This is a genomic window from Sphingobium sp. LMC3-1-1.1 (assembly GCF_040676285.1).
Lineage (GTDB): Bacteria > Pseudomonadota > Alphaproteobacteria > Sphingomonadales > Sphingomonadaceae > Sphingobium.
In genome coordinates this window covers 26,987-50,735 of record NZ_JBEGHQ010000008.1, presented here as the reverse complement: position 1 = coordinate 50,735, position 23,749 = coordinate 26,987, and the positions used below count along the sequence as shown (strand labels likewise).

18 protein-coding genes and 2 pseudogenes are annotated in these 23,749 nt (G+C 61.3%); 12 read left to right on the top strand and 8 right to left on the bottom strand.

What is annotated here, in order from left to right; genetic code table 11:
* The 3 genes and pseudogenes from MRBLMC3_RS10030 to MRBLMC3_RS10020 all read left to right on the top strand — a co-directional run.
* Nucleotides 1-230, top strand: a pseudogene (locus MRBLMC3_RS10030) (hypothetical protein); the annotation flags it as partial.
* Between the two features lie 8 nt (nt 231-238).
* On the top strand, nt 239-1,354 hold the full coding sequence (locus MRBLMC3_RS10025; protein ID WP_363828162.1) for a CobW family GTP-binding protein: 1,116 nt from the start codon (nt 239-241) through the stop codon (nt 1,352-1,354).
* 50 nt (nt 1,355-1,404) lie between these two features.
* Nucleotides 1,405-2,118, top strand: coding sequence for a GntR family transcriptional regulator (locus MRBLMC3_RS10020; protein ID WP_363828159.1), 714 nt, complete (start codon nt 1,405-1,407; stop codon nt 2,116-2,118).
* 215 nt (nt 2,119-2,333) lie between these two features.
* Here the strand turns inward: MRBLMC3_RS10020 and MRBLMC3_RS10015 are convergent, their stop codons facing one another.
* The 8 genes from MRBLMC3_RS10015 to MRBLMC3_RS09980 all read right to left on the bottom strand — a co-directional run bounded on the left by MRBLMC3_RS10015 (nt 2,334) and on the right by MRBLMC3_RS09980 (nt 12,444).
* Nucleotides 2,334-3,134 carry a metal-dependent hydrolase gene (locus tag MRBLMC3_RS10015; protein WP_363828156.1) on the bottom strand — a complete coding sequence of 267 codons (801 nt, stop codon included), beginning with the start codon at nt 3,132-3,134 and terminating at the stop codon, nt 2,334-2,336.
* A 566-nt stretch (nt 3,135-3,700) separates the two neighbouring features.
* Complete coding sequence (locus MRBLMC3_RS10010) at nt 3,701-4,357, bottom strand: helix-turn-helix domain-containing protein (RefSeq protein ID WP_363828153.1); 657 nt, start codon at nt 4,355-4,357, stop codon at nt 3,701-3,703.
* A 53-nt stretch (nt 4,358-4,410) separates the two neighbouring features.
* Complete coding sequence (locus tag MRBLMC3_RS10005) at nt 4,411-7,566, bottom strand: bifunctional cytochrome P450/NADPH--P450 reductase (protein WP_363828150.1); 3,156 nt, start codon at nt 7,564-7,566, stop codon at nt 4,411-4,413.
* A 242-nt stretch (nt 7,567-7,808) separates the two neighbouring features.
* The gene (locus MRBLMC3_RS10000; RefSeq protein ID WP_363735794.1) at nt 7,809-8,603 is read right to left on the bottom strand and encodes an SDR family NAD(P)-dependent oxidoreductase; all 795 of its coding nucleotides are present in this window, start codon (nt 8,601-8,603) and stop codon (nt 7,809-7,811) included.
* 51 nt (nt 8,604-8,654) lie between these two features.
* Nucleotides 8,655-9,296 (bottom strand): class II aldolase/adducin family protein, encoded by a 642-nt coding sequence (locus tag MRBLMC3_RS09995; RefSeq protein WP_363735793.1) that lies wholly within the window; start codon nt 9,294-9,296, stop codon nt 8,655-8,657.
* Entirely contained in the window at nt 9,293-10,246 is a 954-nt protein-coding gene (locus MRBLMC3_RS09990; protein ID WP_363735792.1) for a carbohydrate kinase family protein, read from the bottom strand. The genes MRBLMC3_RS09995 and MRBLMC3_RS09990 overlap by 4 nt, the downstream gene beginning before the upstream one ends.
* Before the next feature lie 13 nt (nt 10,247-10,259).
* Entirely contained in the window at nt 10,260-11,543 is a 1,284-nt protein-coding gene (locus MRBLMC3_RS09985) for an aminotransferase class III-fold pyridoxal phosphate-dependent enzyme (protein ID WP_363828147.1), read from the bottom strand.
* Nucleotides 11,544-11,832: 289 nt separating this feature from the next.
* Nucleotides 11,833-12,444: a TetR/AcrR family transcriptional regulator gene (locus MRBLMC3_RS09980; RefSeq protein ID WP_363828144.1), complete on the bottom strand. Its 612-nt coding sequence runs from the start codon at nt 12,442-12,444 to the stop codon at nt 11,833-11,835.
* Between the two features lie 397 nt (nt 12,445-12,841).
* Between MRBLMC3_RS09980 and MRBLMC3_RS09975 the strand changes: the two are divergent.
* The 9 genes and pseudogenes from MRBLMC3_RS09975 to MRBLMC3_RS09935 all read left to right on the top strand — a co-directional run.
* Nucleotides 12,842-13,261 (top strand): annotated as a pseudogene (locus MRBLMC3_RS09975) (TonB-dependent receptor plug domain-containing protein); the annotation flags it as partial.
* Between the two features lie 141 nt (nt 13,262-13,402).
* Nucleotides 13,403-15,109, top strand: coding sequence for a TonB-dependent receptor (locus MRBLMC3_RS09970; protein ID WP_363828165.1), 1,707 nt, complete (start codon nt 13,403-13,405; stop codon nt 15,107-15,109).
* Nucleotides 15,109-16,293, top strand: coding sequence for a hypothetical protein (locus MRBLMC3_RS09965; RefSeq protein WP_363828142.1), 1,185 nt, complete (start codon nt 15,109-15,111; stop codon nt 16,291-16,293). Before MRBLMC3_RS09970 ends, MRBLMC3_RS09965 begins: the two co-directional genes overlap by 1 nt.
* Before the next feature lie 81 nt (nt 16,294-16,374).
* Nucleotides 16,375-17,796, top strand: coding sequence for an aldehyde dehydrogenase family protein (locus MRBLMC3_RS09960; protein WP_363828139.1), 1,422 nt, complete (start codon nt 16,375-16,377; stop codon nt 17,794-17,796).
* Nucleotides 17,797-17,830: 34 nt separating this feature from the next.
* Nucleotides 17,831-19,075 carry an acyl-CoA dehydrogenase family protein gene (locus MRBLMC3_RS09955; protein ID WP_363828137.1) on the top strand — a complete coding sequence of 415 codons (1,245 nt, stop codon included), beginning with the start codon at nt 17,831-17,833 and terminating at the stop codon, nt 19,073-19,075.
* Nucleotides 19,072-20,094, top strand: a complete 1,023-nt coding sequence (locus MRBLMC3_RS09950) for a phosphotransferase family protein (protein ID WP_363828135.1) — start codon at nt 19,072-19,074, stop codon at nt 20,092-20,094. Before MRBLMC3_RS09955 ends, MRBLMC3_RS09950 begins: the two co-directional genes overlap by 4 nt.
* A gap of 42 nt (nt 20,095-20,136) precedes the next feature.
* Nucleotides 20,137-20,913, top strand: coding sequence for an SDR family oxidoreductase (locus tag MRBLMC3_RS09945; RefSeq protein WP_363828133.1), 777 nt, complete (start codon nt 20,137-20,139; stop codon nt 20,911-20,913).
* A complete protein-coding gene (locus MRBLMC3_RS09940) occupies nt 20,910-21,707 on the top strand; it encodes an SDR family NAD(P)-dependent oxidoreductase (protein WP_363828130.1) in 798 nt (265 codons plus the stop codon). The genes MRBLMC3_RS09945 and MRBLMC3_RS09940 overlap by 4 nt, the downstream gene beginning before the upstream one ends.
* 14 nt (nt 21,708-21,721) lie before the next feature.
* The gene (locus MRBLMC3_RS09935) at nt 21,722-23,746 is read left to right on the top strand and encodes a 3-hydroxyacyl-CoA dehydrogenase NAD-binding domain-containing protein (RefSeq protein ID WP_363828127.1); all 2,025 of its coding nucleotides are present in this window, start codon (nt 21,722-21,724) and stop codon (nt 23,744-23,746) included.
* The last annotated feature ends 3 nt before the right edge of the window (nt 23,747-23,749 follow it).

Here is a 23,749-nt window from a genome sequence, read left to right as displayed (position 1 = left end):
CGACCATGTCGGTCGGCCTCATCGGTGGCAGCGCCCAGCAGGCTGAAGAGATCATCGCCTCCGGCAAGGCCGATTTCGTGATGATCGGCCGCGACGCGCTCTACGACCCTCGCTGGGCATGGCACGCGGCCGAGGAACTCGGCGCGACGACCGACTATGCGCCCAAATACGGCATGGCCAGGCCCGCGCTTCGCCCGCAGCTGTATCCCAACCACCGCGCACCTGCCTGAGCGCGCGCATGCTGACTCCCAAACAGGATATGAGGACGCCGGTCACAGTGCTGACCGGCTTTCTCGGCAGCGGAAAGACCACATTGCTCAATCGCGCCCTGCGCGATCCGGCGATGACGCACACCGCCGTGATCATAAACGAGTTTGGAGAGATCGGGATCGATCACGCCCTCACCACGGCGAGCGACGATACGATCATGGTGCTGGAAAATGGCTGCCTGTGCTGCACGGTCTTTGGCGACCTCATCCAGACCCTCAACCGGCTCTATCATGCCCGTGAGGCCGGCGAGGTCGATTTCAACCATGTCGTCATCGAAACCTCCGGCCTGGCCGAGGCGGGCCCCATCCTCCAGGCTTTCCTGTCCGAACCCACGCTTGAGGGGCTCTTCCGGATGGGCGCGGTCGTTGCGACCGTCGATGCGGTGAACGCGGAGGCAACCCTGGCGGATCATCCCGTTTCCGTGCGGCAGGTCGCGCTGGCGGACAGCATTCTCCTGACCAAGACGGACCTGCTGGAACCTGCGGAGCGGGCAGCGCGCAAGGCGGCGCTGATCGCCCGCCTGGGCCAGATCAACCGCACCGCTCCTGTGCTGGAAAGCGATGACCTGGCGGCCGATCCGGTGGGCGTGATGCGCAAGCTGATGGCCGATCCGAGAGAGGATCCACAAGCCGCGAAGAGCTGGATGGAGGCCGCCCTTGGCGCGGCTCCCACCCATGAAGCGGCGGATGCGGAGCATGGCCATGAAGCGCATGCGCATGACAGTGGCATCGCGTCGTTCAACCTGATCCGGGACGAGCCGCTCCCGCGCGAGGCTCTGAACCTGCTGCTGACGTCCCTGGAAAAGCATCTCGGCGCCAATCTGCTCCGGGTGAAGGGGCTGGTGAATGTCAGGGAGGAACCCGGCCAGCCCGCCGTCATCCAGGGCGCGCAGCATCTGCTGCACAACCTGACCTGGCTTCCCGAATGGCCCGACGAGGATCAGCGCACGCGCATCGTCTTCATCACCCAGGATCTGCCCGCCGGCGAACTGGAAGAAATGGTGACATTGCTCGATCGCGTCGCACACCGAACCGCCCTCGCACGCATGAACGCAGGCGGAGCAGAACCCGCAAGGCCCATCTGAATATGTCTCATGCTGTTTTCCGCCTTCCTTCCAGAAGAGAAGATGATCGAATGCCTTTGAAAGGCAAATTTGCCCTTTCTGCAGTGGACACCATCGCCACGCCGGAGGGGGCTGGCGAGCGGCAAACGGCGACGTTGACCCAGTCCGTCTATGCGCAGTTGCGCGCCGACATTCTCAGCGGGCGGATGCGTCCTGGCGAGAAGATCCGTGCCGAAGCCCTGCGCAAGCGGTTCAACACGGCCAGCAGCCCGGTTCGGGAAGCGCTCAACCGGCTTCTTTCAGAAGGCTTCGTCGCGCTCGAGGAGCAGAAGGGCTTTCGTGTCGCGCCGGTGAGCGCCGAGGAACTGAAGGAACTCGTCAAGACGCGCTGCTGGATCGATGGCCTGGCCATTCGTGAATCGATCGATCGGTTCGACCTGGCATGGGAGGAGAATCTCATACTCGCGCTCCATCATCTGTCGCGAACCCATCGCGGGGAGACGGGCCAGGGCGAAAGTTCCGAATGGGAAAGCCGGCACAAGGACTTCCACCTTGCCCTCATCGGCGGGTGCGGCAGCCGGTGGATCAAGCGGATCAGCGGCCAGTTGTTCGACGCCGCGGAACGCTACCGTCTTCTCGCGCTGGAGCAGGTCCTGGAGCGCAATGAGCTGCAGGAACATCGCGATCTGGTCGATGCATGCATCAATCGCGACGCCGATCGCGCGATCACCTTGCTCCAGCATCACTACGCCCAGACCTTCGAAGCGATTACGAACAAGCCCTAAGTCGCGGATCAGACCGAAAGCAAAACAGACGAAAACCTGTCCAAAATGGCGGGACCACCTCACATGCTCTGCTCGCCGATACATTGACGCGGCGGGGTGGATTGTCGTTGCGCAAATCGAACCCGAAGCTCTCCAACGGCACAATAGTGCATGATCGGTCGATCGATACATCCTGTCCTCTCCGGAGAGGCGCGCGCAAGGTCAGCCCCTGGCAATCATGTATGCGCCAGACCGTCAGCCGCAATCGCGCGGTTCAGGATGACAACGTCGTCAATGTGATCGGGATGGAAGTCGCTGCGGAAAAAGGCCCAGTAGTGGCGCCAATTGCCACGGATCAGCCCGCCCTTGCCAAACAGGAACCTTGCAGCCTGCACCAATGTCCGACCCAGGGGAGGGCGATCGCGCCGATACATGTGCCACAGGCTGCGCGTCTGGAAACGTACCAGGAACTCGAAGCTCATCAAAACCATGGCCTTTCGCAGCATTGCGTGGGTGCCGCCCGCAGCCAGATAGACATCGAAGGCCACACTCTTGTGCTCGATCTCTTCGATCGCATGCCAACGCCACATTTTGGCTATCCCGGCATCGGCGCCGTCAAGCCAGTTTGTCCGGCCAAGAATGCCGCCCGCGATCGTTGCGGTCAGATGCTCATATGCGACAGTCGTCGCCAGCCAGAACAGTGGGTCGAGATCTTGCAATTCCTCGGAATCGCTCCGGATCGCAGCTTCCAGCCAGTCAAGGCTATAACCCCGCGCGACGCACAATTCTTCGTTGAAGTGCTGATGCTCTCGGCGGTGGACATATTCCTGCGCCATGAAACCCCGCACCGCAGCCTTCAGGGCTGGGCTTGTCGCTGCCTTCTCGTTGGCGCGAACGCTGTCGATGAACGACTTCTCGCCATAGGGAAACAGGATCGACATCGCATTGAAGAAGGCGGTGCGGAACCAGTCCGACCCATTCCAGTCGGAGCTCAGGGCGGAATCAAGCGGGAATCGAATATCGCGAGGCTTAATCATGGGAACACCAGACCGTTGAACAGAATATAGTAGCTATCACTACTATTCTTAATTGTCAAGGCACCAGTCGGAGCGCTTCTCCTACGCCTTCCAATCCACACTCCGGACCCGGCGCTGCATCCGTGGCGCCAGGACATGGCGGGCTGAAGGTCGATCAGGCGTGCCGGATAAAGGAGTTGGAGCCTGGCGATGCCCGGCTGGAGCGGCTTGTCGCGGCCCTCGCGCCGAACAAGGCAATTCTGCAGGGGGCGTCGAAGCTGGCAGATTATTCGCGTACGGCAATCACACCGCCGCATCGACGAACAATATCGCTGCGGCCCGCGCGAAGCGCTTGTCGGGGCGCATATGAGTATCGTCGCCAAAGGTCGTGTTACCCTGACGCACCTCCTTGCCCGCCGCCCTTCAGCTTCACCTTCACGCCGTTCGCTCGATTTTGGGAATGTTGCGCCTCGGTCGATGATAACGGACACAGTTTCGCTGGAGCAGACACCCGGTGCATTTGAAGGATAGAGGGCCAGGCCCCATCATGCTGATCGCACCCTGCTGTTGACGAGCGCCGGACTGGTTTACGCCTCTCCCTGCGCCAGCCCCCGGATCGCCGCTGAAAGGAAAAGCCGCAACGCGGCGAGTTGAGCGCCCTGCTGCGGTTCGGAACATTCCATCGCGAACATCAGATTGATTGCAACCGTTTCAAGAATCACGATCGCCAGAGCTTCCGCCACCTGTCCAGACACGCCCGGATCAAGAGCAGTCAGAAAGGGAGCGAGATTGCGGGCATTTTCGATCGTGTCGGCGCGGTCGAGCAGGCGCAGTTCCGGGTTGGAACGAAGCGCATTCCAAATCGCGGGCGCGGCCTTTGCCTCGGCCAGATAGGCCGCCAGATCGGAAACGATATGCCCCGCGAGCGATTGGATGCCGATGTTTGATTTTACCAGCTCCTCTCCTGTGGAAAGGCGATGCTCGACCAGGGCGCCCAGACGCGCCAACTGCCGGGTGGCCAGTTCCCGAACCATTGCCGGCGCCGACGGGAAATAATGATAGACTGATGCAATGGGCAGACCAGCGCGCCTGCCCACCTCTCGCATCGACAGCCCGTCAAGCCCGGCCTCTGCGATCATCTCCTCTGCTGCGTCCAGCAGGGCCTGTTGCCTTTGCCGGCTACGTTCCTGTTTCAATGCCGACCGTGGTGCGACACGGTCGGCCAGATTATCCTGTTCCATCATGCCTTGTCCTGATCCTTCCCTTCGTCTTGTCGCCGTTCTTCCTTCCGGGAAATTCAGGCAAAGGCATCCACGGCATAACGTCCCTCGTCAACCAGAAGGCGATAGGCTTGCTCCGGATCCCTATCGAGCGCCCGGCCAGCAATTTCAACGATCAGCCTCTCAACCTCAGGCACCAGCGTCATGGCGTCTCCACAAACATAGATATGGGCGCCTCTGCCAATCAGCGTGGCAATATCCGCTGCGTCCGAAACCAGACGGCCTTGCACATAACGGTGGCCGTCCTGGGGTGCGCGGGAGAATGCAGGGCGCACGTCAACCACAGAATCGGCTTGCCATGCGGCGAACTCATCACGGTAGAGCCAGTCCTTGTCTGGGTGGCGACAGCCGAAGAAGAGCAGCGCCGGCCCGGTGGTTTCCCCGGCACCACGCCGCAGCGCCCGTTCCTCCACAAAGCCACGGAACGGCGCGATGCCACTTCCCGCTGCGATCATGATGATCGGCGTGGCCGGGTCCTCAGGTAACCGGAAATGGCGCGGCCCCGGGTGCAGAGCGACTGCCAACTGCGCACCATCCTCCAGACGCGCCAGGAAATTGGATGCAACGCCGAGATGACGGCCTTTGCCCGATCGAGCCGGGGCATCGACGATCGATACCGTCAGCGCGCATCGTCCGGCGTCAGCGAGCGGGGACGAGGCGATGGAATAGCGGCGGGGCGCCATGGGCGGCAGGACTGCAAGCAGGGCTGCCAGATCAACGCTGCAGGACGGCAGGCTTTCCAGAAGCGACAATGTTCCCAGCCGGCATTCGGTGACTTCCCGTTCGAAAACGGCCGGGTCCAGCATGGCCTGTGCCCGCGCGCGTTCGGGGGGACATTGGGTTGACTGCGCAAAGAGACGAAGCTGCGGCATCGTCGCGGGCTGTTCCAGTTCCACAAAATCCGATAGCAGTTCCCGCACGCTGACCGCTTCGCTGGCGGGCAAAGGCAGGGTCAGCCCCGCATCGTCACGAACGACCAGGCGCATGTCCGGGTCCAGTCCGAGCCGGTGCAACGCCCTGTTCACTGTCTCCACGGGGTTGCTTGCCAACACCGACAAATGATCGCCCGGCTGGTAGCTCAGCCCTGGCGGCAGGGCGATCTCGAAATGTCGCTTGTCGCTGGCGGCCTCCAGCATTCCCCCCCGTGTCAGCGGAACATTGCGCAGGCACTTGCCGGGCCGGAAACCGCCCAGCGAACGCCCCCGCAACGGGGGCAGCATTTCGATTGTCGGCTCCACAGACCGCAGGCATTCCCCGCCACCAAAGGCTTCGGCAAGGGCAGGCCATAATCCTGCCATCCACGCTTCCGCCGCTTCCACGAAATTGCCCGCGGCATCCGCGACTCCGCGTTCGACAAGACGGCTTGCGCCTGCCCTTTCCAACGCGTCATCGACCCGTGAGGGGATCGCCTGATAGGTACGCGCCCATTGCCTGTTGCCACAGCCCAATACCGCGAAGCGCCCACCCGTCAGCATGCCCGGCTCCAGCTGATCGAGCCATGCAACGAACTGCCTGGCATTGTCGGGCGGCAATCCTTCATAAGATGCCGTCACGATCACGACAGCGCCATCCTTGGGCAGGTCGGCGACCGCTTCATCCATCGCGGCCAGACGGGGCCGGTAGCCGCGCGCTGCGCCATCAGTCACGATCTGACGGGCGAAGGCCAGGCTCGATCCGGAATTGCTTCCATATAATATCAGCAGCGGTGTATCCGTCCCGTCCGCACCGAGATATTGCCGCGCCTGGGCAGCGGTGCTGGTTTCGGAGGGCGTTCGCAGCACGGGCACGATGCCTGGGGGCTGGCGCCGGCGCGCGCGGATGCGCAATCCTTCCGGCTTCATGGTTAGCGTTTCTGCGACCTTGAGCCGATAATCCGGATCGGCGCGGCTTATGTCGAACCGCTGCAACATCATCGACAGGACCAGCAGGGCTTCCTGCATCGCGAAACCGCGGCCGATGCAGGCGCGCTGCCCATTGCCGAAAGGCTTCCAGCTATTGGGCGGCAGGCGTTCTGCCATACCATCCGCAAAGCGTTCCGGCCGGAACAGCGCCGCATCCTCTCCCCATATTGCCGGATCGCGGTGCAGCGCGGGCAGCAATATCAGCAGTTCATCTCCCGGCTTGAGCGGATAGAGACCGGCGAGCATGGTGGGCGCATGCGGTGTGACGGCGAATGCGGGTGCCGTGGGCCACAGGCGCAGCGATTCCATCAATATCTGCTCGATGAACTTCAAATCCGCCAGATCATCGAGATTTGGATCACGATCACCCAGAACGGAATCCACCAGTTGCTGCGCTTTTTCCAGAATATCCGGATTTTCCAGCAGCAAATGGGTTGCGAACGACAGAAGGCCGCTGGTCGTTTCATGCCCTGCGATCAGAAAGGTCACAAGCTGGTGGCGGATATTTTCATCAGCCAAGCGTCCACCGGTCACCGGATCGATACCGGTCAACATCGAATCCAGCAGATCGCCGCGCTGCCCGACCCGACCTTCTTTCCGCCGCGTGGCCATCAGCGCATCCGCCATGTCGTGCATCACAGCAATATCGCGTTCGAACTGGCGGCGTTTGCCGAGCATGGCGCGGGTAACGAATTCCGGGCGGCGATCCCGCGCGGAAGCCTCCAGCAGCGTATCGACCATCGCGTCGATGAATGGATGCATGTCTTCCCGATAGAAGCTGTTGAACCGGACATCGAACGCGCACAAGGCCAGCGTATCGAGCGTCAGCCGCGTCATCGCGTCAGCAACGTCGATTTCCGCATCCTGTCCAAAACGCTCCCAACGATCGAACATCTGGTGCGCGATGTCGAGCATCTTGCCCACCATATCCCTGATCCCCAGCGGACCGAAGGCTGGCATCAGGATGCGATGCGCGAGTGCCCAATTGGGTTCATCGCCATAAGCCGTGAACAGGCCGTCGCCTACTGCGGGACGAAGGCTGACAAGGGCACTGTGCACATGCTTGCCGAAGCGGCTCTCGTCGCACAGTTCATTCACATATTTCTGGGCGCTGACGACGATAGTAGATTGGCCCAGCACGGATAGTCGGAAAATCGGACCATGCTTGGCGCAAAGTTGCGTCAGGCTTTGCAATGGCGTCTGGCCATCCAGTTCGAAAAGATGCCCGACAAAAGGAAAGCTGGGCGGTGAAGGTAGGGGATTTGATGCCATGAAAGCGAACCTTTCCGATCAATGATCGAGTTTATATATCGATCATTGATCGGCTTTTCAAGCCTGCAAGGAATTTGTAATTCCCTTGGGATCATATGAACTCGGCCGGCAGGGGCCGAACCGCGTCCCATGAGCCGCCACGGGCGCAACATCGCTGCGCCCGTGGCAAGAATTGCAATGCCTGGGTGACTGAATTCAGGGATGCGCAGCCTGACGTGACCGTGCGGTCCGGATGCTGGACGCTATTTCCCGTCGGCTAGTGCCGGAAGCTCGCGCGCCAGAATCCGGTCCCGGACCCGGACCGGCAGCATCAGGGCCAACCGGGTAAGCGCGGCAGTGCGCCAGGGGAACGGATAATGGATATGTCCCTTCCTGATCGCATGTAGAATGTGATCGACAGCCTTCTCTTCGGAGATTTCCATGGGGGAGGGCATGCCATCGCCGACGGTCGCTTCGGTCGCGACAAATCCCGGATAGACGGTTAGAAAGCGGATGCCATATTGGGCGAATTCGATGCGGCAAGTATCGATCAGAAGCTTTGCGCCGCCTTTCGCTGCTGAATATGGCCCTTGCAACGGAACGCCGATCAGTCCGGCCAGCGAATTGGTGTGTACGACCAGACCGCCCATTTGCGTGCGCATCTGATCCAGAACGGGAAAGAGGTAGTTGACGACTACATCATAGTTGGACCGCATGTAGGCTTTGACCTCGGCGGCATTCATCCGCCGCATGTCAATCGCGGGGGCGCCCCCAGCATTGAGCACGACCACGTCGATCCGGCCAAAACGGGACACGACGTCACGCACAACCTGGGCGGCGGCCTCTTCATCCTGCGCATCGGCCGGGAAGACGGCGCATGTGCCGCCGCCTGCAGTGATTTCCTGCACTAGCGTTTCGAGTTTTCCAGCGCGGCGCGCGGTGGCGGCCACCAGGGCTTTCTCTGCTGCGATCCGCCTCGCAAAGATTCGACCCATGCCCGACGACGCGCCGACGATCAGGACCACCTTACCGGCGAAAAACTGCCGCAGATCAGTCATGGGTCACTCCTGAAGACAGTATTGCAGCGAACATGCTCCGACCACGGACGTTCAACGTTGGCCGTATCGGGAAAAGGCGTCCAATATTCTGTCCATTTCATCCTGTTCCAGGAGGACAGGGCCGCCAATGGCCAGTGTGCCCCAATATATGGCTGCCTGTTCCTCAATCTCTTCCGCTATCGCGAAGGCGTAAGACAGGTTCGGACCGACGGCGATCAGCCCATGATTGGCCATCAGGCAGGCCCGCCGCCCATCCAGAGCGGTCACCACATTTTTCGCCAGATCGTCGCTGCCGAAAGTGGCATAGGGAGCAACCGGCACGGATGCCTTTCCACCCACCGCCACCATATAGTGTAACGGCGGTATCTCTCGTCCGGCGCAAGCCAGGATGGTCGAGTGGCGGGCGTGACAATGGACAACGGCTTGGGCGTCAGGCCGCCTTTCATAGACGCCCATATGCATGCGCCATTCGCTCGACGGACGCGGTCCTTCGGGTGCAGTCCATCCGTCTTCCCTGACAAATGTGATGGTGTCAGGCGTCAGTTCATCCGGGACGACACCGGAGGGTGTGACCAGCATGCCATCCCGCCAGCGCGCCGACACATTACCCGAAGTGCCGCGATTGAGGCCTCGCGCGTCCATTTTCCGCATCACCGCGACGATAGTCTTGCGCAGTTCCAGTTCTTTGCTCACGCTGCAATCCCCTGCCGCAATGGTGCTGTCCGGGCGAAATCCCATGTCGTATCGAAGCCTTGCAACGCGCCAGTGGTCCCGACCGCCTGCGCCACTTGCGCCGCGGTTGCACTGGCAAAACGGAGGCAATCCTCAAGCGGCAAGTCCCGGCCGCGGGCGGCGTGAAAGCCGGCGCAAAAGGAATCTCCGCAACTGGTCGTATCGACAGGAACGATATTGAACCCGGGCACCGCGATCTTCTGTTCCCTGGTAATCAGCAAGGCGCCTTGCGCCCCCATCTTGAACACGCACCCTCCGGCACCGAGATTCATGAAAAAGGCTGCTGCCTCGTTCGGATCTTCGGTGCCGGCAAGATAGCTGATCTCCGAAAGGCTCGGCATGAACAGATCGACAAAGGGTAGTAATCGGGCAAGATCCTGCATCGACTCTTCGGACGGTACGATCAGATCACATGTGATGAACGCCCCTGCCGTCCGTGCCGCTCGTAGAAAATCTGCTCCGCTGTCCTTTACGCCAGGGAAGCCCACTGCCCCCCAATGAACGCCCTTTGCCTGATTGGCCGCTGCCCATGCGCCGGCCGGGATGTCGGCCATGACGCTGGCGCCTATCATGTGGAAAATGGGTCGCGCGCCATCGGACCGGACCGGCAGGACGGTCGTCGATGTCGGCATTGCATCACTGGTTTCCAGCATGGCCGTGTCGACGCCGCCTTCTTCCAGCATGGAGCGGACAATGCGGCCCTGCGGATCAGATCCCACAGCAGACACGATGGTGGCGGACAATCCCAGTTTTGCCGCGACATAGGCTGTCCCGGCGGCCGTCCCTGCTGGTGCAAGGCAGATACGCTCCACCAACTGTCCGCCGTCCGGTTCGGGCAAGGCGTCAACGGGATAGACCGTCACGTCCAGGGTCGTCAGGCCGACCGCCATCAGGTCACAGCGGTTCGTCATGTCCTCTCTCCCCTCACGCCGCCTCTGCGCCTTCGGTCTCGGCCATCGCCATCAATAGGGGATGTGGCTGAAGCGAGGACAGGCGTGACGCGATGACGGCAAATGCTTCGTCGGCGACGGCAACGGTCATGGCGATATCCGCCTCCGTCATGGCAGCGCACAGGAACATATTATGCCAGGGGTGCATGTAGACACCCCGCTTCAGCATTTCTTCCGTCCAGGCATAGCCGATGCGGCAATCCGGATCATTGGCGAACATGATAAGCGGCATCTGGACCGGACCGGTCTGCCGCAAGGTGAAACCGTGACGAGCTGCAACGGCATCCAGCCCTTCGCGCAACTGCGTGCCCAGCTTTATCCCCTGTTCGAGATAGTCGCTGTCCCGGATGAGCTTCAGCGTCTCCAGCGCAGCCGCCATGGGTACCGCCGAGAACCAGAACGATCCGGTAACGTAGATGGAACCCGCACCCTCACGGCAGCGGTCGGACCCAAGAAGCGCGGAGATTGGAAGACCGTTTGCGAGCGATTTTCCCCAGCAACTGAGGTCCGGCTTGACGTCCACCAGTGCCCAGCTGCAATCGCGGGCCAGCCGGAATCCCGCACGCACTTCATCGATGATCAGCATGGCGCCCGTCGCATCGCAAAGTTCCCTGGCGCGGTGCGCATAAGCCCGGTCCGGCAATTCCTGATCCGCGAACACGTCATGCTTGAACGGTGAGGCAAAGATCGCAGCCAGATCATCGCCAGCAGCCTCCACCGCCGCGTTCAGGCTTTCGACATCGTTGTAGATATAGCTGCGGTGGAACGCGCGATCCTCAGGCAGTGTCCCAGCGGGGACCGGCGTACACCAGGGCGCGGCTCCATGATAGGCACCCTGCGCGACCAGCACGATCCTTTTACCCGTCTGCGCGCGCGCCGACATCATGGCCATGGTGGTTGCGTCAGTGCCGTTCTTGCAGAACATGGCCCAGTCAGCATGGCTGACCATCGACACCATCGTTTCGGCCAGTTCCACCATTAGGGGCGACGGTCCGGTCAGCGTATCGCCCCGGGACATCTGATCGATCGCCACATCATTGATGCACTTGAGGCCGTAGCCGAACAGGCTTGGGCCATAGGCACACATGAAATCCAGATAACGGTTTCCATCCTCGTCCCAGATATAGGCCCCCTCGGCACGCTCAAAAAATTGCGGGAAGCTTTCCGGCAGAAGCCGGGTCGACTCATGCCCGTACATTCCGTTGGGAATCACTTTCAACGCGCGCGCTTTCAGCGCCTGATCTGCCTGTCGCTTCATGAGCCAAGTCTCCTGTTCATCGTTGCCGGTAAACAGCGCGACATCCCATCTGTTGTCAAGAAAAAAATAATGATGACTATCTTTTGTGCCGCCCAGTGTCGCTTTCCCAGCGGCTGGGGCCAGTTGTTGCAGCGTCAGACGACAAGGCGCATGGCCGTGCGGCGCCACAGACTGACGTCGTGGAAGGTTTCGGGGTCAAAGGGAGTAGTCGACAGGCATGGCTGGCCGGGCCGAATATAGTGGCCCGGTTGCGCCGACAATCATGGCGTTCCGGCAGTAATGATCTTCCTTAATTCTCGCCGATAAGGTCGCGATAATAAAGGGCCATCATTCGTGCGACCTCTGTTGCGACATGCCCTTCCAGTGCCGGATTATCGATCATCAACTCATTCGCGGCGGTCGTCAGACTGGTGCTCAAAACGGTCGCAGCCCGTAGTCTCTCTTCGTCCAGGTCGGGACGGACGGGCCGCAGCCGTTGATATAGGGCGTCGGCAACGGCATCGATCGATTCGGCCCGCACTTCGCGCAGGATCGGAACGGCGCGCATCACCCGGAGAATCCACGCGCCGCCCGGTTGATCCTGCGCGATTTTCCTGACACGGCGCAGCAACTCGACATTGCGTTGCACATCCTCTTCCAGGGTGGTCGGGCGCTCGGCATTGCCCGCCGCCAGCCATTCGAACACGACTTCATCCTCGGCCGCGAGCAGCCGTCGCCCCATTTCCCGCAATATGGCGTATTTGTTGGGGAAATAGCGATAGAGTGCGGGCGGCGTCAGCCCGGCCCTTTGCGCCACCATGTTGGTCGATAGCCGTTCGATCCCGACTTCTCCCAGCAGTTCGCCGGTTACTTCAAGGATCAGTTCGAATGTCGCCTTCGCGCGATCCTGCGAAGGTTCCATTTTCGTATTCAGGGATATCTGGTCGGCCGCGCTCTTCCCGGCGGGAGATTTTCCTTTCGACGCTCTTGGCGCTTTCGGCTTCTCTCTGGTCATAAACGTCCCCGAATCACCTTTCTAATCTAACCTACGTTACCCCTTTGCGACGTCGTCACCCTCGTTCTCGACGGGGGCTCCCCCCGGCCTGGTCGCGCTTTTTCGGCACGTTACTGGCACAGGTAATCGCCGGAGATCAGGGCAGAAAGCGCGCTTAACAGCATCTGGCGAAAAACGATATAAAAAATAGTCTTGTCTATATGGTAATCTTCACTATCTTTTTGGAACCTTGTCACGGCATCAGGAAGTGGATCTCGGTTGATCGAGGCGCCAACGACAAATCAAGACATCAAAGGGGGAAAGCATGATACGAAATTACCTCTTGGCCAGTTCAGCCCTGTCCCTTCTGCTTCTCGCCGTTCCGGCCGCAGCGCAGACAGGCCCTGCCAGCGATCGCGGCCCTGGTGCCGGAGAACCTGCCGATATCGTCGTGACCGCCAACAAACGCAGCGAACGGTTGCAGGACGTTCCTATCGCCATTTCAGCGCTTGCGGACAAAGACGTCCAGAACCGCCATATAACCAGCGCGCTTGATCTCAACAATATCGTGCCGGGCCTTCGGCTCACCACATCGGATGCGGCCGCCAATCCCAAAATCTTCATCCGAGGCGTGGGGCTTTCCGACTTCAATCCAGGTTCGGCAAGCGGCGTCGGGATTTATGTCGACGGCGTCTATGTCGGTTCGCCCCTCGCGCAGCTCGCCGGCTTCTATGACATTGATCGGATTGAAGTGCTCCGCGGTCCGCAAGGCACTTTATATGGGCGGAATACCACTGGCGGGGCGATCAATGTCATCACGAAACGTCCGACCTGGAAATATACCGGCGACGCGTCGGTCGACTATGGCGAGTATAGCAGCGTCACATTGAATGCGGGCGTCGGCGGTCCGATAATCGCGGACAAGCTGGCTTTCCGCGTTTCCGGCCAAAGGGTGAGCAGCGATGGCTTTGCTGACAATCGTCTGACGCGCCGTGAGGCCGGAGCCGCGGACCGCTGGGCGGTGCGCGGCCAGTTGCTGTTCACGCCGGCCAGCAATGTGGAAATTCTTGCCCAGGCGAGCTTTTTCCGGAACCGCGGCGACGCGATTCAGGTCAAGCATCGTTCCCTGTTCCCCACTGCACCGCAATTTGCCGGTTCCGACGGGCTATGCGCGCCCGCATATTACAATTCATCCGGCTGTACGGACCTGTTGGGCTATAGCGATACCGATCCGCGTCCCCGATCGCTGGAAGATAATGTGGACGGCAAGGACAAGGTGGATGTCACCACCGCAAACCTATCCGCCACCATCGAAATGGGCGCAGTCGATCTGATTGCCATTACTGCCTATCAGAATGCCTGGCGCGACGACCGGGAAAATACCGACGCCAGCCCGCTGCAGATGATCGAAGGGCATTTCCATACCAAGCAGCGTCAGTTCAGCCAAGAATTGCGCCTGCAATCCCACGGGCAGACGCGCCTCAGGTGGGTGGCGGGCGCTTATTACATGCACGATCATCTAAATGACGACAGTTCGTTCGACACCCTGCGGGATTTGCGCCCGATGTTCATTACGGACAACAATCCGACAGGTCTCAGCATCGAAAATTCGGTGGGAGTCTTTGGGTGGCCTAACATCCAGAAGGTCGACAGCTATGCGGTGTTCGGCCAGGCTGATTACGATGTTTCAGATCGTCTGACGTTAACGGGCGGTCTACGCTGGTCGGCAGACCGGAAATCCCTGAATTATACCAGCCAGGTTGATAATGGCCTGGCTGTCCTGCTGCATTTCAACGGCCGGAAGACCTTCAGCGACTGGTCTGGCCGCGCCGGCATCAATTACCGACTGGGGACTGATGCGCGCATCTACGCCACTTACAATCGCGGTTACAAGTCCGGCGGTTTTTTTGGGGGATTGGCCAGCAGTATTGAGCAGATCGAACCTTATGACAACGAAATCCTGAACGCTTATGAGGTCGGTCTGAAGACAAATTTGTTCGGTCGTAAGATCCGCGCAAACTTGTCCGCTTTCTATTATGATTATCAGAACCAGCAGGTTTTCTCGCAGGTCTTGCGCAACGGCCTGACCATGCAAATACTCGATAATGCCGCCAGTTCCCGCTCCTATGGCGGCGAAGCGGAACTGGCAGGCGAAATATCCCGCAATCTGAGCTTCTCCTTATCGGTCGCCTATCTTGACAGCAAGATTCTGAAATATGTGTCGGACGGACAGGATTTCTCCGGTAATGTCCTGCAAAACTCGCCCAAATGGTCGATCGGGGGCTCCATCAGCTATAACATGCCCCTGGCAGACGGCAGCGCGATCGTGTCGAGCATCGACGCCAACTGGCGCAGCCGGGTCTTTTTCGACAACACGCAGCGGAACCGACTGTCCGACGGTCCCGCAACGGTCGTCAACGGTCAGATCGGCTGGCGTTCATCCAACAGCAAGATTGAGATGGGTGTGTTCGCCAAGAACCTCTTCAACAAGACCTATCTGCTCTATATTTCACCCATCGACAGTTTGGGCGTCGATGAATTGAGCTATGCTCCGCCACGGGTCGCAGGCGTATACGCAAGGATCAATTTCTGATGCACGATGCGAACCGACTGGGACACGGCCATATTCCGGTCTGTCTGGCAGCCGGTTCCATCGGCTTGCTTGTCCTTGGAGTCGAGCCAATTCTGTTGGGCGCCCTGACGGTCGAAGGTCGCCTGTCCGAAGGAGGGGTCGGTCCTTTGGCGATGTGCGAACTGACGATGATCGCGCTGGGGTCGCTCGGCGGGCTCCGGTTGTTGCGGTTCATGCAAACGCAGGCTGTCCTCGCCGGAGGCAGCATATTGTTGGTCCTGGCCAACTTGCTGCTCGTCGGCCGATCTGGGTTGCCGTGGCTGGCCATGGGGCGCGGCATGGCAGGAGTAGGGGAAGGCACTCTGCTGGCGTTGGCCGGATCCGCGATAGCGACAAGCGTAAACCCGGAGCGTCTGTCGGCCTTCTTCCTTGCGGCGCAGACAATCCTGCAACTTGTCGTCGCCCAGTTCATGCCTTCCGTCCTCTGGCGGGGTTCGGCAACCGACGGAGCCTTGCTGATCCTGTCCCTGTCGGGCGTGGCGAGCCTGATGATGGTTCCATGGGCGCCCCGCCGCCTTCGTCCTCCTCCGCCCGATCCGGCGGGGGGCGGCATACCCGGGAACGGCATAGTCCTGTTGGCAACGGCGGGTCTCTATATTGGCGGCATCATCGCCACATGGAGTTATCTCGGCGTCGTTCTTGGGCATTTCGGCTATAGTTCAGGCCAGCGGGGATCGCTTGTCGCATTGTGCCTTGGCAGCCAGGTCATCGGCGCCTTCGCCGCCGCGCGGTGGGGAGAATATCTGGCGGATCGTGCCGTCATCCTGGCTGCTGCCATGATCCAACCGGTGCTGGTGGCGGTACTCGCATTGGCGGGAGCGGTGGCGTGGGTGCCGTGGGTCTTTGTCGCGGGTTATGGATTTTTGTGGCTGTTCGGCCAACCATTCTACACCGGCATGCTGATCTCGGTGGATCGCCGGCGGCGTGCAGTACTCTATCTGCCGGTCAGCCAACTGGCCGGGTCAGCGCTGGTGCCTTTCATGGCCAGCATCATTGTCGATCATTTCGGGGCTATTGGCGCCTTGTGGTTCAGTGTCGGAACATTCCTGTCCGGCGGGGTCCTGATACTGCTCGTTACATGGCAGGCTTCGCCGGAAGGCGTAACAATGCCGGATGACCCGATCGTGCCGGAAAACGGAAGATGAGGGACTGAATGCAGTCCTTGGCGGGGCCGGAACGGTCTTCCCTCCACTTCCATCAACAGAACAGATTTCAAGGAGATACCCATGCGTGTGTATGACAGGCATTTCATCGGCGGTTCGTGGATCGAAAGCGCGGGCCGCGAAACCAGGACGGTCATCAATCCGGCCACGGAGGAAGCGGTCGCATGGCTGACCCTGGGCAATGCGCAGGATGTCGATACCGCGGTGACCGCAGCGCGAGATGCCTTTGAACGCTATGGTGCCAGGCCGGTCGCCGATCGCATCCAGCTTCTGGAACGGATTGTCGGGGAATATCAAGCGCGGGCAGGCGATCTGGCCAAGGCGGTCAGCGAGGAAATGGGCGCGCCGATATCCTTTGCGCAGGCCGCGCAGGTCGCCGCTGGCCTGGGCCAGATCATGGGAACACTGGCGGCGCTTCGCGATTTCCCGTTTGAGGAACAGGTGGACGGCGCCCGCATTCTGCACGAACCGATCGGTGTCGTGGGCTTGATTACGCCATGGAACTGGCCGCTCAACCAGATTTGCGCAAAGATCGCACCGGCGCTTGCCGCTGGCAACACGATCATCCTCAAGCCGTCCGAAGAAACCCCTGGATGCGCCGTGATCCTGGCCGAGATTCTCGAAAAGGCGGGCGTACCAGCCGGAGTCTTCAATCTGGTCCATGGTGATGGGCCGGGGGTCGGCTCCGCCATGTCCCGCCATGCCGGCGTCGACATGATCAGTTTCACAGGATCGACGCAGGCGGGCATTCTCGTCGCCCAAGCCGCGGCTCCGACCGTCAAGCGCGTCCATCAGGAACTGGGTGGGAAGGCAGCCAATCTGGTACTTCCCGGCGCGGATCTGGCGTCCATACTGCCGCTAACCGTGCAGGGAGTGCTCGCCAATTCAGGGCAAAGCTGCATCGCGCCCACCCGGATATTGGTTCATGAAGCGGAGTTGGAAGCCGCTACGGCCATCATTGCCGCCATCATGCAGGCTGTGGACGTGGGTTCTCCGGACCAGCCGGGTCTTCACATCGGTCCGGTCGTCAACAAGGCGCAGTTCGAGAAGATCCAGCACCTGATCGATTCCGCCATTGATGAAGGCGCGACACTCGTCGTCGGCGGCCCGGGCCGGCCAGAGGGACTGGACAGGGGCTATTTCGTGCGCCCCACGCTTCTTGCCGGAGTTCATCCCGGCATGCGGATTTTCCGTGAGGAGACATTCGGTCCCGTTGCCACCATCACCAGCTATCGTGACCTGGATGAAGCTGTCCGCCTGGCCAACGATACGGTTTACGGGCTGTCGGCGGTCATTTCGGGAGATCCTGCCAAGGCTGCGGCCGTAGCGCCACGGATTCGGGCGGGGATCGTCACCATCAACATGTGGGCCAGTGGCATGACCACGCCCTTCGGTGGCTACAAACAGTCAGGCAATGGCCGGGAAGGCGGCAAATATGGCTTGGCCGATTTCCTGGAAGTGAAGGCCGTCCTGGGCGCCGCCTGAAGGTCGAAACAACAGAATAATTGGGAGCGGATTCATGGATTTCACGCAGACGGATCGCGAGCTGGACTTTCAGCGACGGGTACGCGATTTCATGCAGGACGAGGTCAGGCCGTCGGCCGGTGACTATGCGCGCGAACTGGCGAGCGGAGATCGCTGGTCGGCATTGCCGGTGATCGAGCGGCTGAAAGCGAAAGCCAAGGCGGCCGGGCTCTGGAACCTTTTCATGCCGCCGGCCCATGAGGCGTTGGTTGACGACAGATTCCTGTTTTCCGGCGAACGCCTCACGAACCTCGAATATGCGCTGTGCGCCGAGGAAATGGGACGCATCGCCTGGGCGTCGGAACTGTTCAACTGCTCCGCGCCCGACACGGGCAACATGGAAGTGCTGCACCGCTATGGAACGCGTGCACAGAAGGATCGTTGGCTGAAGCCGTTGATGGATGGAGAGATTCGCTCTGCCTTCCTGATGACCGAACCGGAAGTTGCCTCGTCTGACGCGACCAATATCCGCACCTCCATCCAGCGGGCGGGCGATCACTATGTCATTAACGGCCGCAAGTGGTGGTCGTCCGGTGCGGGCGACCCGCGATGCAAGGTCGCCATCGTCATGGGCAAGACCAATCCGGATGGCGACAGACATCGCCAGCAGGCCATGATCCTGGTCGATCTCGACACGCCCGGCGTGAAGATAGAGCGAACCCTGTCGGTTTACGGCTATGACCACGCACCCCATGGCCATGCCCAGATCGCGCTCGACAATGTTCGCGTTCCTGCTGAAAACCTGATCCTGGGGGAGGGGCGTGGGTTCGAGATCGCGCAGGGCCGCCTGGGGCCGGGACGCATTCATCACTGCATGAGGACTATTGGTGCCGCCGAGGAGGCGTTGGAAGCCATGACCCGTCGGCTGCTCAGTCGGACGGCATTCGGCAAGCGCATCGGTGACCATTCGGTCTGGGAGGAACGGATCGCCCGTGCCCGCACCGAAATAGAAATGACGCGCCTGCTCTGCCTGAAAGCTGCCGACATGATGGACCGCGCCGGGAACAAGGCAGCGCGCGACGAAATCGCGATGATCAAGTTACAGGCGCCGCAAATGACCTTGCGGATTATCGATGATGCTGTCCAGGCGCATGGTGGCGCCGGGGTTTCGGACGATTTTTCCCTGGCGGCGGACTGGGCACACATCCGCACGTTGCGTCTTGCCGACGGTCCGGATGAAGTTCACGCCCGCGCCATTGCCCGGTCGGAATTTGCTCGCTATCCGGAAGTCAGGGCATGACCGATATCGATGCAGCCAGCCTGTCCCGATGGCTGGTGCAAGCCGCAGCCCGCCATGCACCCGTCCTGCGCATCGAAAAATTCGCAGGCGGCCAGTCCAATCCCACCTACCGGGTTGGCACGGCCGACGGCGATATCGTGTTGCGGCGCAAACCCTTTGGCCCGCTTTTGCCCTCCGCCCATGCGATTGAGCGCGAATATCGCCTGCTCAGCGCGCTCCAACCCACGGGCTTCCCTATCCCGCGCCCCATCGCCCTGTGCCAGGACAGCGCGGTTATCGGCGCGCCCTTCTACCTGATGGAGATGGTGAAAGGGGCCAACCATTTTGACGGCGCCCTGCCCGAAGTGTCGAGGCGGGAACGGCGGCGCGTCTATGAAACGATGATCGATACCCTGGCTGCGTTGCACAAAATCGATTATGCCGCGCTGGGCCTTGAGGATTTTGGCCGCCCCGGCAATTATTTCACCCGGCAGGTGGGTCGCTGGACCACACAATATCGCGCCGCCCAGACCGAGGAAATCGCTGAGGTCGAAAGGCTGATCGACTGGCTGCCCCGCACTGTGCCCCTGCAGACCGCGACGTCCATCATCCATGGCGACTATCGAATCGACAATTTGATCTTCGCGCCGGATTATCGCCAGGTCAGGGCCGTAATCGACTGGGAACTGGCGACCATCGGCGATCCGATAGCCGACTTTGCCTATCTCGCCATGAACTGGGCATTGCCCAGGGACGGTCGTGCTGGATTGGCGGGCATCGATCTGGACCGCGAGGGCATACCCACGCTGGATGAGGCCGTTCAGCGCTACTGTACGCTGACAGGGCGTGAGAGCTTGCCTGATCTGCACTGGTACTTCGCCTATAATCTGTTCCGCCTCATCGGCATCCTTCAAGGCGTCAAGAAGAGGCTGGCCGACGGCAATGCCTCCAGCACCCAGGCCGCGACGGCGGTGGAACAAATAGGCACACTGGCCCACGCCGCGTGGGATCAGGCGCAAAGGGCCGGAGCCGGTCGTTAATCACGCGGGAAGAAAGCCGCCGGAGCTCTGGAGAGGAAATCCATGGAACTGTTCAACCTGACCGGGAAGGTCGCGATTATCACCGGATCCACGCGCGGGATCGGCCGAGCGATTGCCGAAGCCTATGCGGCGGCGGGTGCCCGCGTGGTGATCTCCAGCCGCAGGCAGGCCGCCTGTGAGGAAGTCGCCGCCGCGATCAACGCTTGCCATGGTGAAGAACGCGCGATCGCCATTGCCGCCAGCATCTCCGACAAGGCGGCACTGGAGGCGATGGTCGCCGAAACGCGAAAACGGCTGGGCGGCATCGACCTGCTGGTTTGCAATGCCGCCACCAATCCCTACTACGGCCCGATGGCCGGGATCAGCGATGAGCAGTTCCGCAAGATCTTCGACAACAATGTCCTCGCCAACCACTGGCTGATTTCCATGATCGCACCTGAAATGATCGCGCGCCGGGACGGTGCGATCATCCTGATCTCCTCTATTGGCGGGCTGGTCGGATCTGATGTGATCGGCGCCTATAACATCTCCAAGGCGGCTGATTTCCAGCTCGTGCGCAATCTAGCGGTGGAACTCGGACCCCATAATGTCCGGATCAACGCCATCGCGCCCGGTGTGATGCGCACCGATTTCGCCCGCGCGCTGTGGGAGGATCCCAAGGCTGAGGCCGCCCTGCAAAAGGCGACGCCGCTCGGCCGCATCGGTGAGCCGGAGGAGATTGCCGGCGCCGCCCTGTTCCTGGCGGCAAAGGCGGCGACGTACATGACTGGACAAACGATCGTGGTGGACGGCGGCGCTACGGCCCGGGGCGTCCTGTGACCGGGCGCTTCTCCTCCCGCAATGTCGTGGTGACTGGCGCCGGATCGGGGATCGGCCGGGCAGCGGCAATAGCCTTCGCGCGGGAGGGTGCGCATGTGCTGGCCTTTGACATCACCGATGCGGTCGAGGATGTCGCGGCAAGCCATCCGTCCATCACTGCCATGCGCGGCGACGCGGGCAGCGACGCCGATGTGGCGGCGTTGGTCGCGGCGGCGGCGGGTCGTCAGGGAGGACTCGGCATTATCGTGGCCAATGCAGGTGTCAGCGGCGGCATGGCGGGCCTGCTGGACCAGAGCGCTGAAGATTGGGCCGCGTTGCTGAGGGTCAACCTGATCGGTCCGTTCCTGGCGATCAAGCATGGTGCGCGCGCGATGCTGGCCGCTGGCGGGACGGGCGCCATCATTTGCACGGCCTCCGTGGCGGGCCTGCGCGCAGGAGCGGGTGGTCCTGCCTATTCCGCATCCAAGGCAGGTGTCATCAATCTGGTGCAGACTGCAGCGCAACAGCTCACCGGATCGAATATCCGCGTGAATGCGGTCTGCCCCGGCCTGATCGAAACCGGCATGACCCAGCCGCTTTACGACAATGCCCGCACCCGTGGCCTCGAGCATCAGATTGGCCAACTCAATCCGCTGCGCAGAGGCGGTCAGACGGAAGAAATCGCGCAGGCCATCGCATTCCTCGCTTCCGACGACGCCAGCTACGTCAACGGCCAGGCTCTGGTCGTCGATGGCGGGCTGTCCTCATCCCATCCCTTCCCTCGCCGCAGGCAACTGGGCGAAACCACATTTTGAAACACAGAGGCATCATGATCGAGATTCAGCTCCACGGCGATATTCTGGAAATCGCGATGGCCAACGCGCCGGTAAACGCCCTCGGCACGGCTGTGCGGCGAGGGCTGGCGAACGCCATCAGCAATGCGCAGGCCGACAATGCCGTCAGGGCAATCGTGATCCGGGGTGCGGGCCGCATGTTCTCGGGCGGCGCCGACGTCACCAAATTCGACCAGCCGATCGCCGATCCATCCCTGCCCGTCGTGATCGACGCCATAGAGGCAAGCGGCAAGCCGGTCATCGCGGCGATCCACGGCATGGCGCTGGGCGGAGGTCTGGAAGTGGCGCTCGGCTGCCATTACCGTATCGCGACGCCGTCAGCGAAACTGGGGCTTCCGGAGGTCAAGCTGGGCCTGCTGCCCGGTGCGGGCGGCACCCAGCGCCTGCCTCGCCTCACGGGTGTCGAGGCCGCGCTCCAGATGATCGTCTCGGGTGATCCGATCCATGCCTCACAGGGCGTCGACATCGGCCTTGTCGACCGTCTGGCCGATGAGGCAACGCTGATGCAGGACGCCATTGCCTATGCCCGTTCGCTGGGCAGCGTGCGGCGGACGAGCGAACTGCCGGTCAGGGCCGACGCATCGTTGTTCGAACATTTTGTGGCCGACCAGGCCCCCAGGATTCAGGGGCTGGCTGCCCCCCAGGCCTGTGTAAGTGCGGTGAAGGCAGCAGCGAACATGTCTTTCCGCGAAGGCCTGGCCAAGGAAAGCGCGCTGTTCGCGGCGCTGATGGAAGGCAATCAGTCGAAGGCGCTGCGGCATGTCTTCTTTGCCGAGCGCGCGGCAGCCCGGATCGATGGGCTGCCCACCGACGTCGCCCTGCGCCCCATCCGCAAGGTCGGCGTGATCGGCGCGGGGACGATGGGCGGCGGCATATCCATGAACTTCCTGTCCTCTGGCATCCCCGTGACGATCGTCGAAATGACGCAGGACGCGCTGGATCGCGGCGTGGGCATCATACGCCGCAATTATGAAGCAACCGCTGCCAAGGGACGGCTGACCGGCGAACAGGTTGAAAGTGCCATGGGCCTGCTGACCCCCAGCCTCGATTTCGCGGCTCTGGGCGACTGCGATCTGGTGATCGAAGCGGTCTATGAGAATATGGACGTGAAGAAGGAAATCTTCGCGCGGCTGGATGCCGTCGCGAAGCCGGGCGCAATGCTCGCGTCAAACACCTCCTATCTCAGCATTGATGATATCGCCTCCGCGACGAGGCGGCCCCAGGACGTGCTGGGCCTGCACTTCTTCTCACCCGCAAATGTCATGAAGCTGGTCGAAGTGGTGCGCGGCGCCCGAACGGCGCCCGATGCATTGGCGACCGGCATGGACCTTGCCCGGCGGATCGGCAAGGTGCCGGTGGTCTCACGCGTCTGTTACGGCTTCATTGGTAACCGCATGCTCATTCCGCGCCAGGACAATGCGACGCAGCTGCTGCTGGAAGGCGCGACGCCCGAACAGATCGACCGCGTGCATACCGCCTTCGGCATGCCCATGGGGCCGTTCCAGATGGCTGATCTTGCCGGAGTGGACATTGGCTGGCATCGCGATCCCGATCGCATCGAAACGATCCAGGATGCGCTGTGCGCAGAGGGCCGTTGGGGCCAGAAGACCGGCGCGGGCTATTATGACTATGGCGAAGGCCGCAAGCCGAAGCCGTCGTCCGTCGTTACCCGGATCGTCGATGCCTTCCGCGCAAAGGCAGGCGTCACGCCCCGCACCATTTCCGATGAGGAGATCGAGGTTCGTACCCTCTATTCGATGATCAACGAAGGCGCGAAGATTCTGGAGGAAGGAATCGCCCAGCGGGCCTCTGACATCGATGTGGTCTGGATCTACGGCTATGGCTGGCCGCGTCACAAGGGAGGCCCGATGTTCTGGGCCGGGCAGACCGGACTTGCCGCGATCGTCGCGGGCCTGGAACGCTATGGCGACCGACTCGGTCCGAATTTCGCCATTTCGCCGCTGCTGAAGGCCCGCGCTGCGACCGGTGGCACGTTGTAAGGC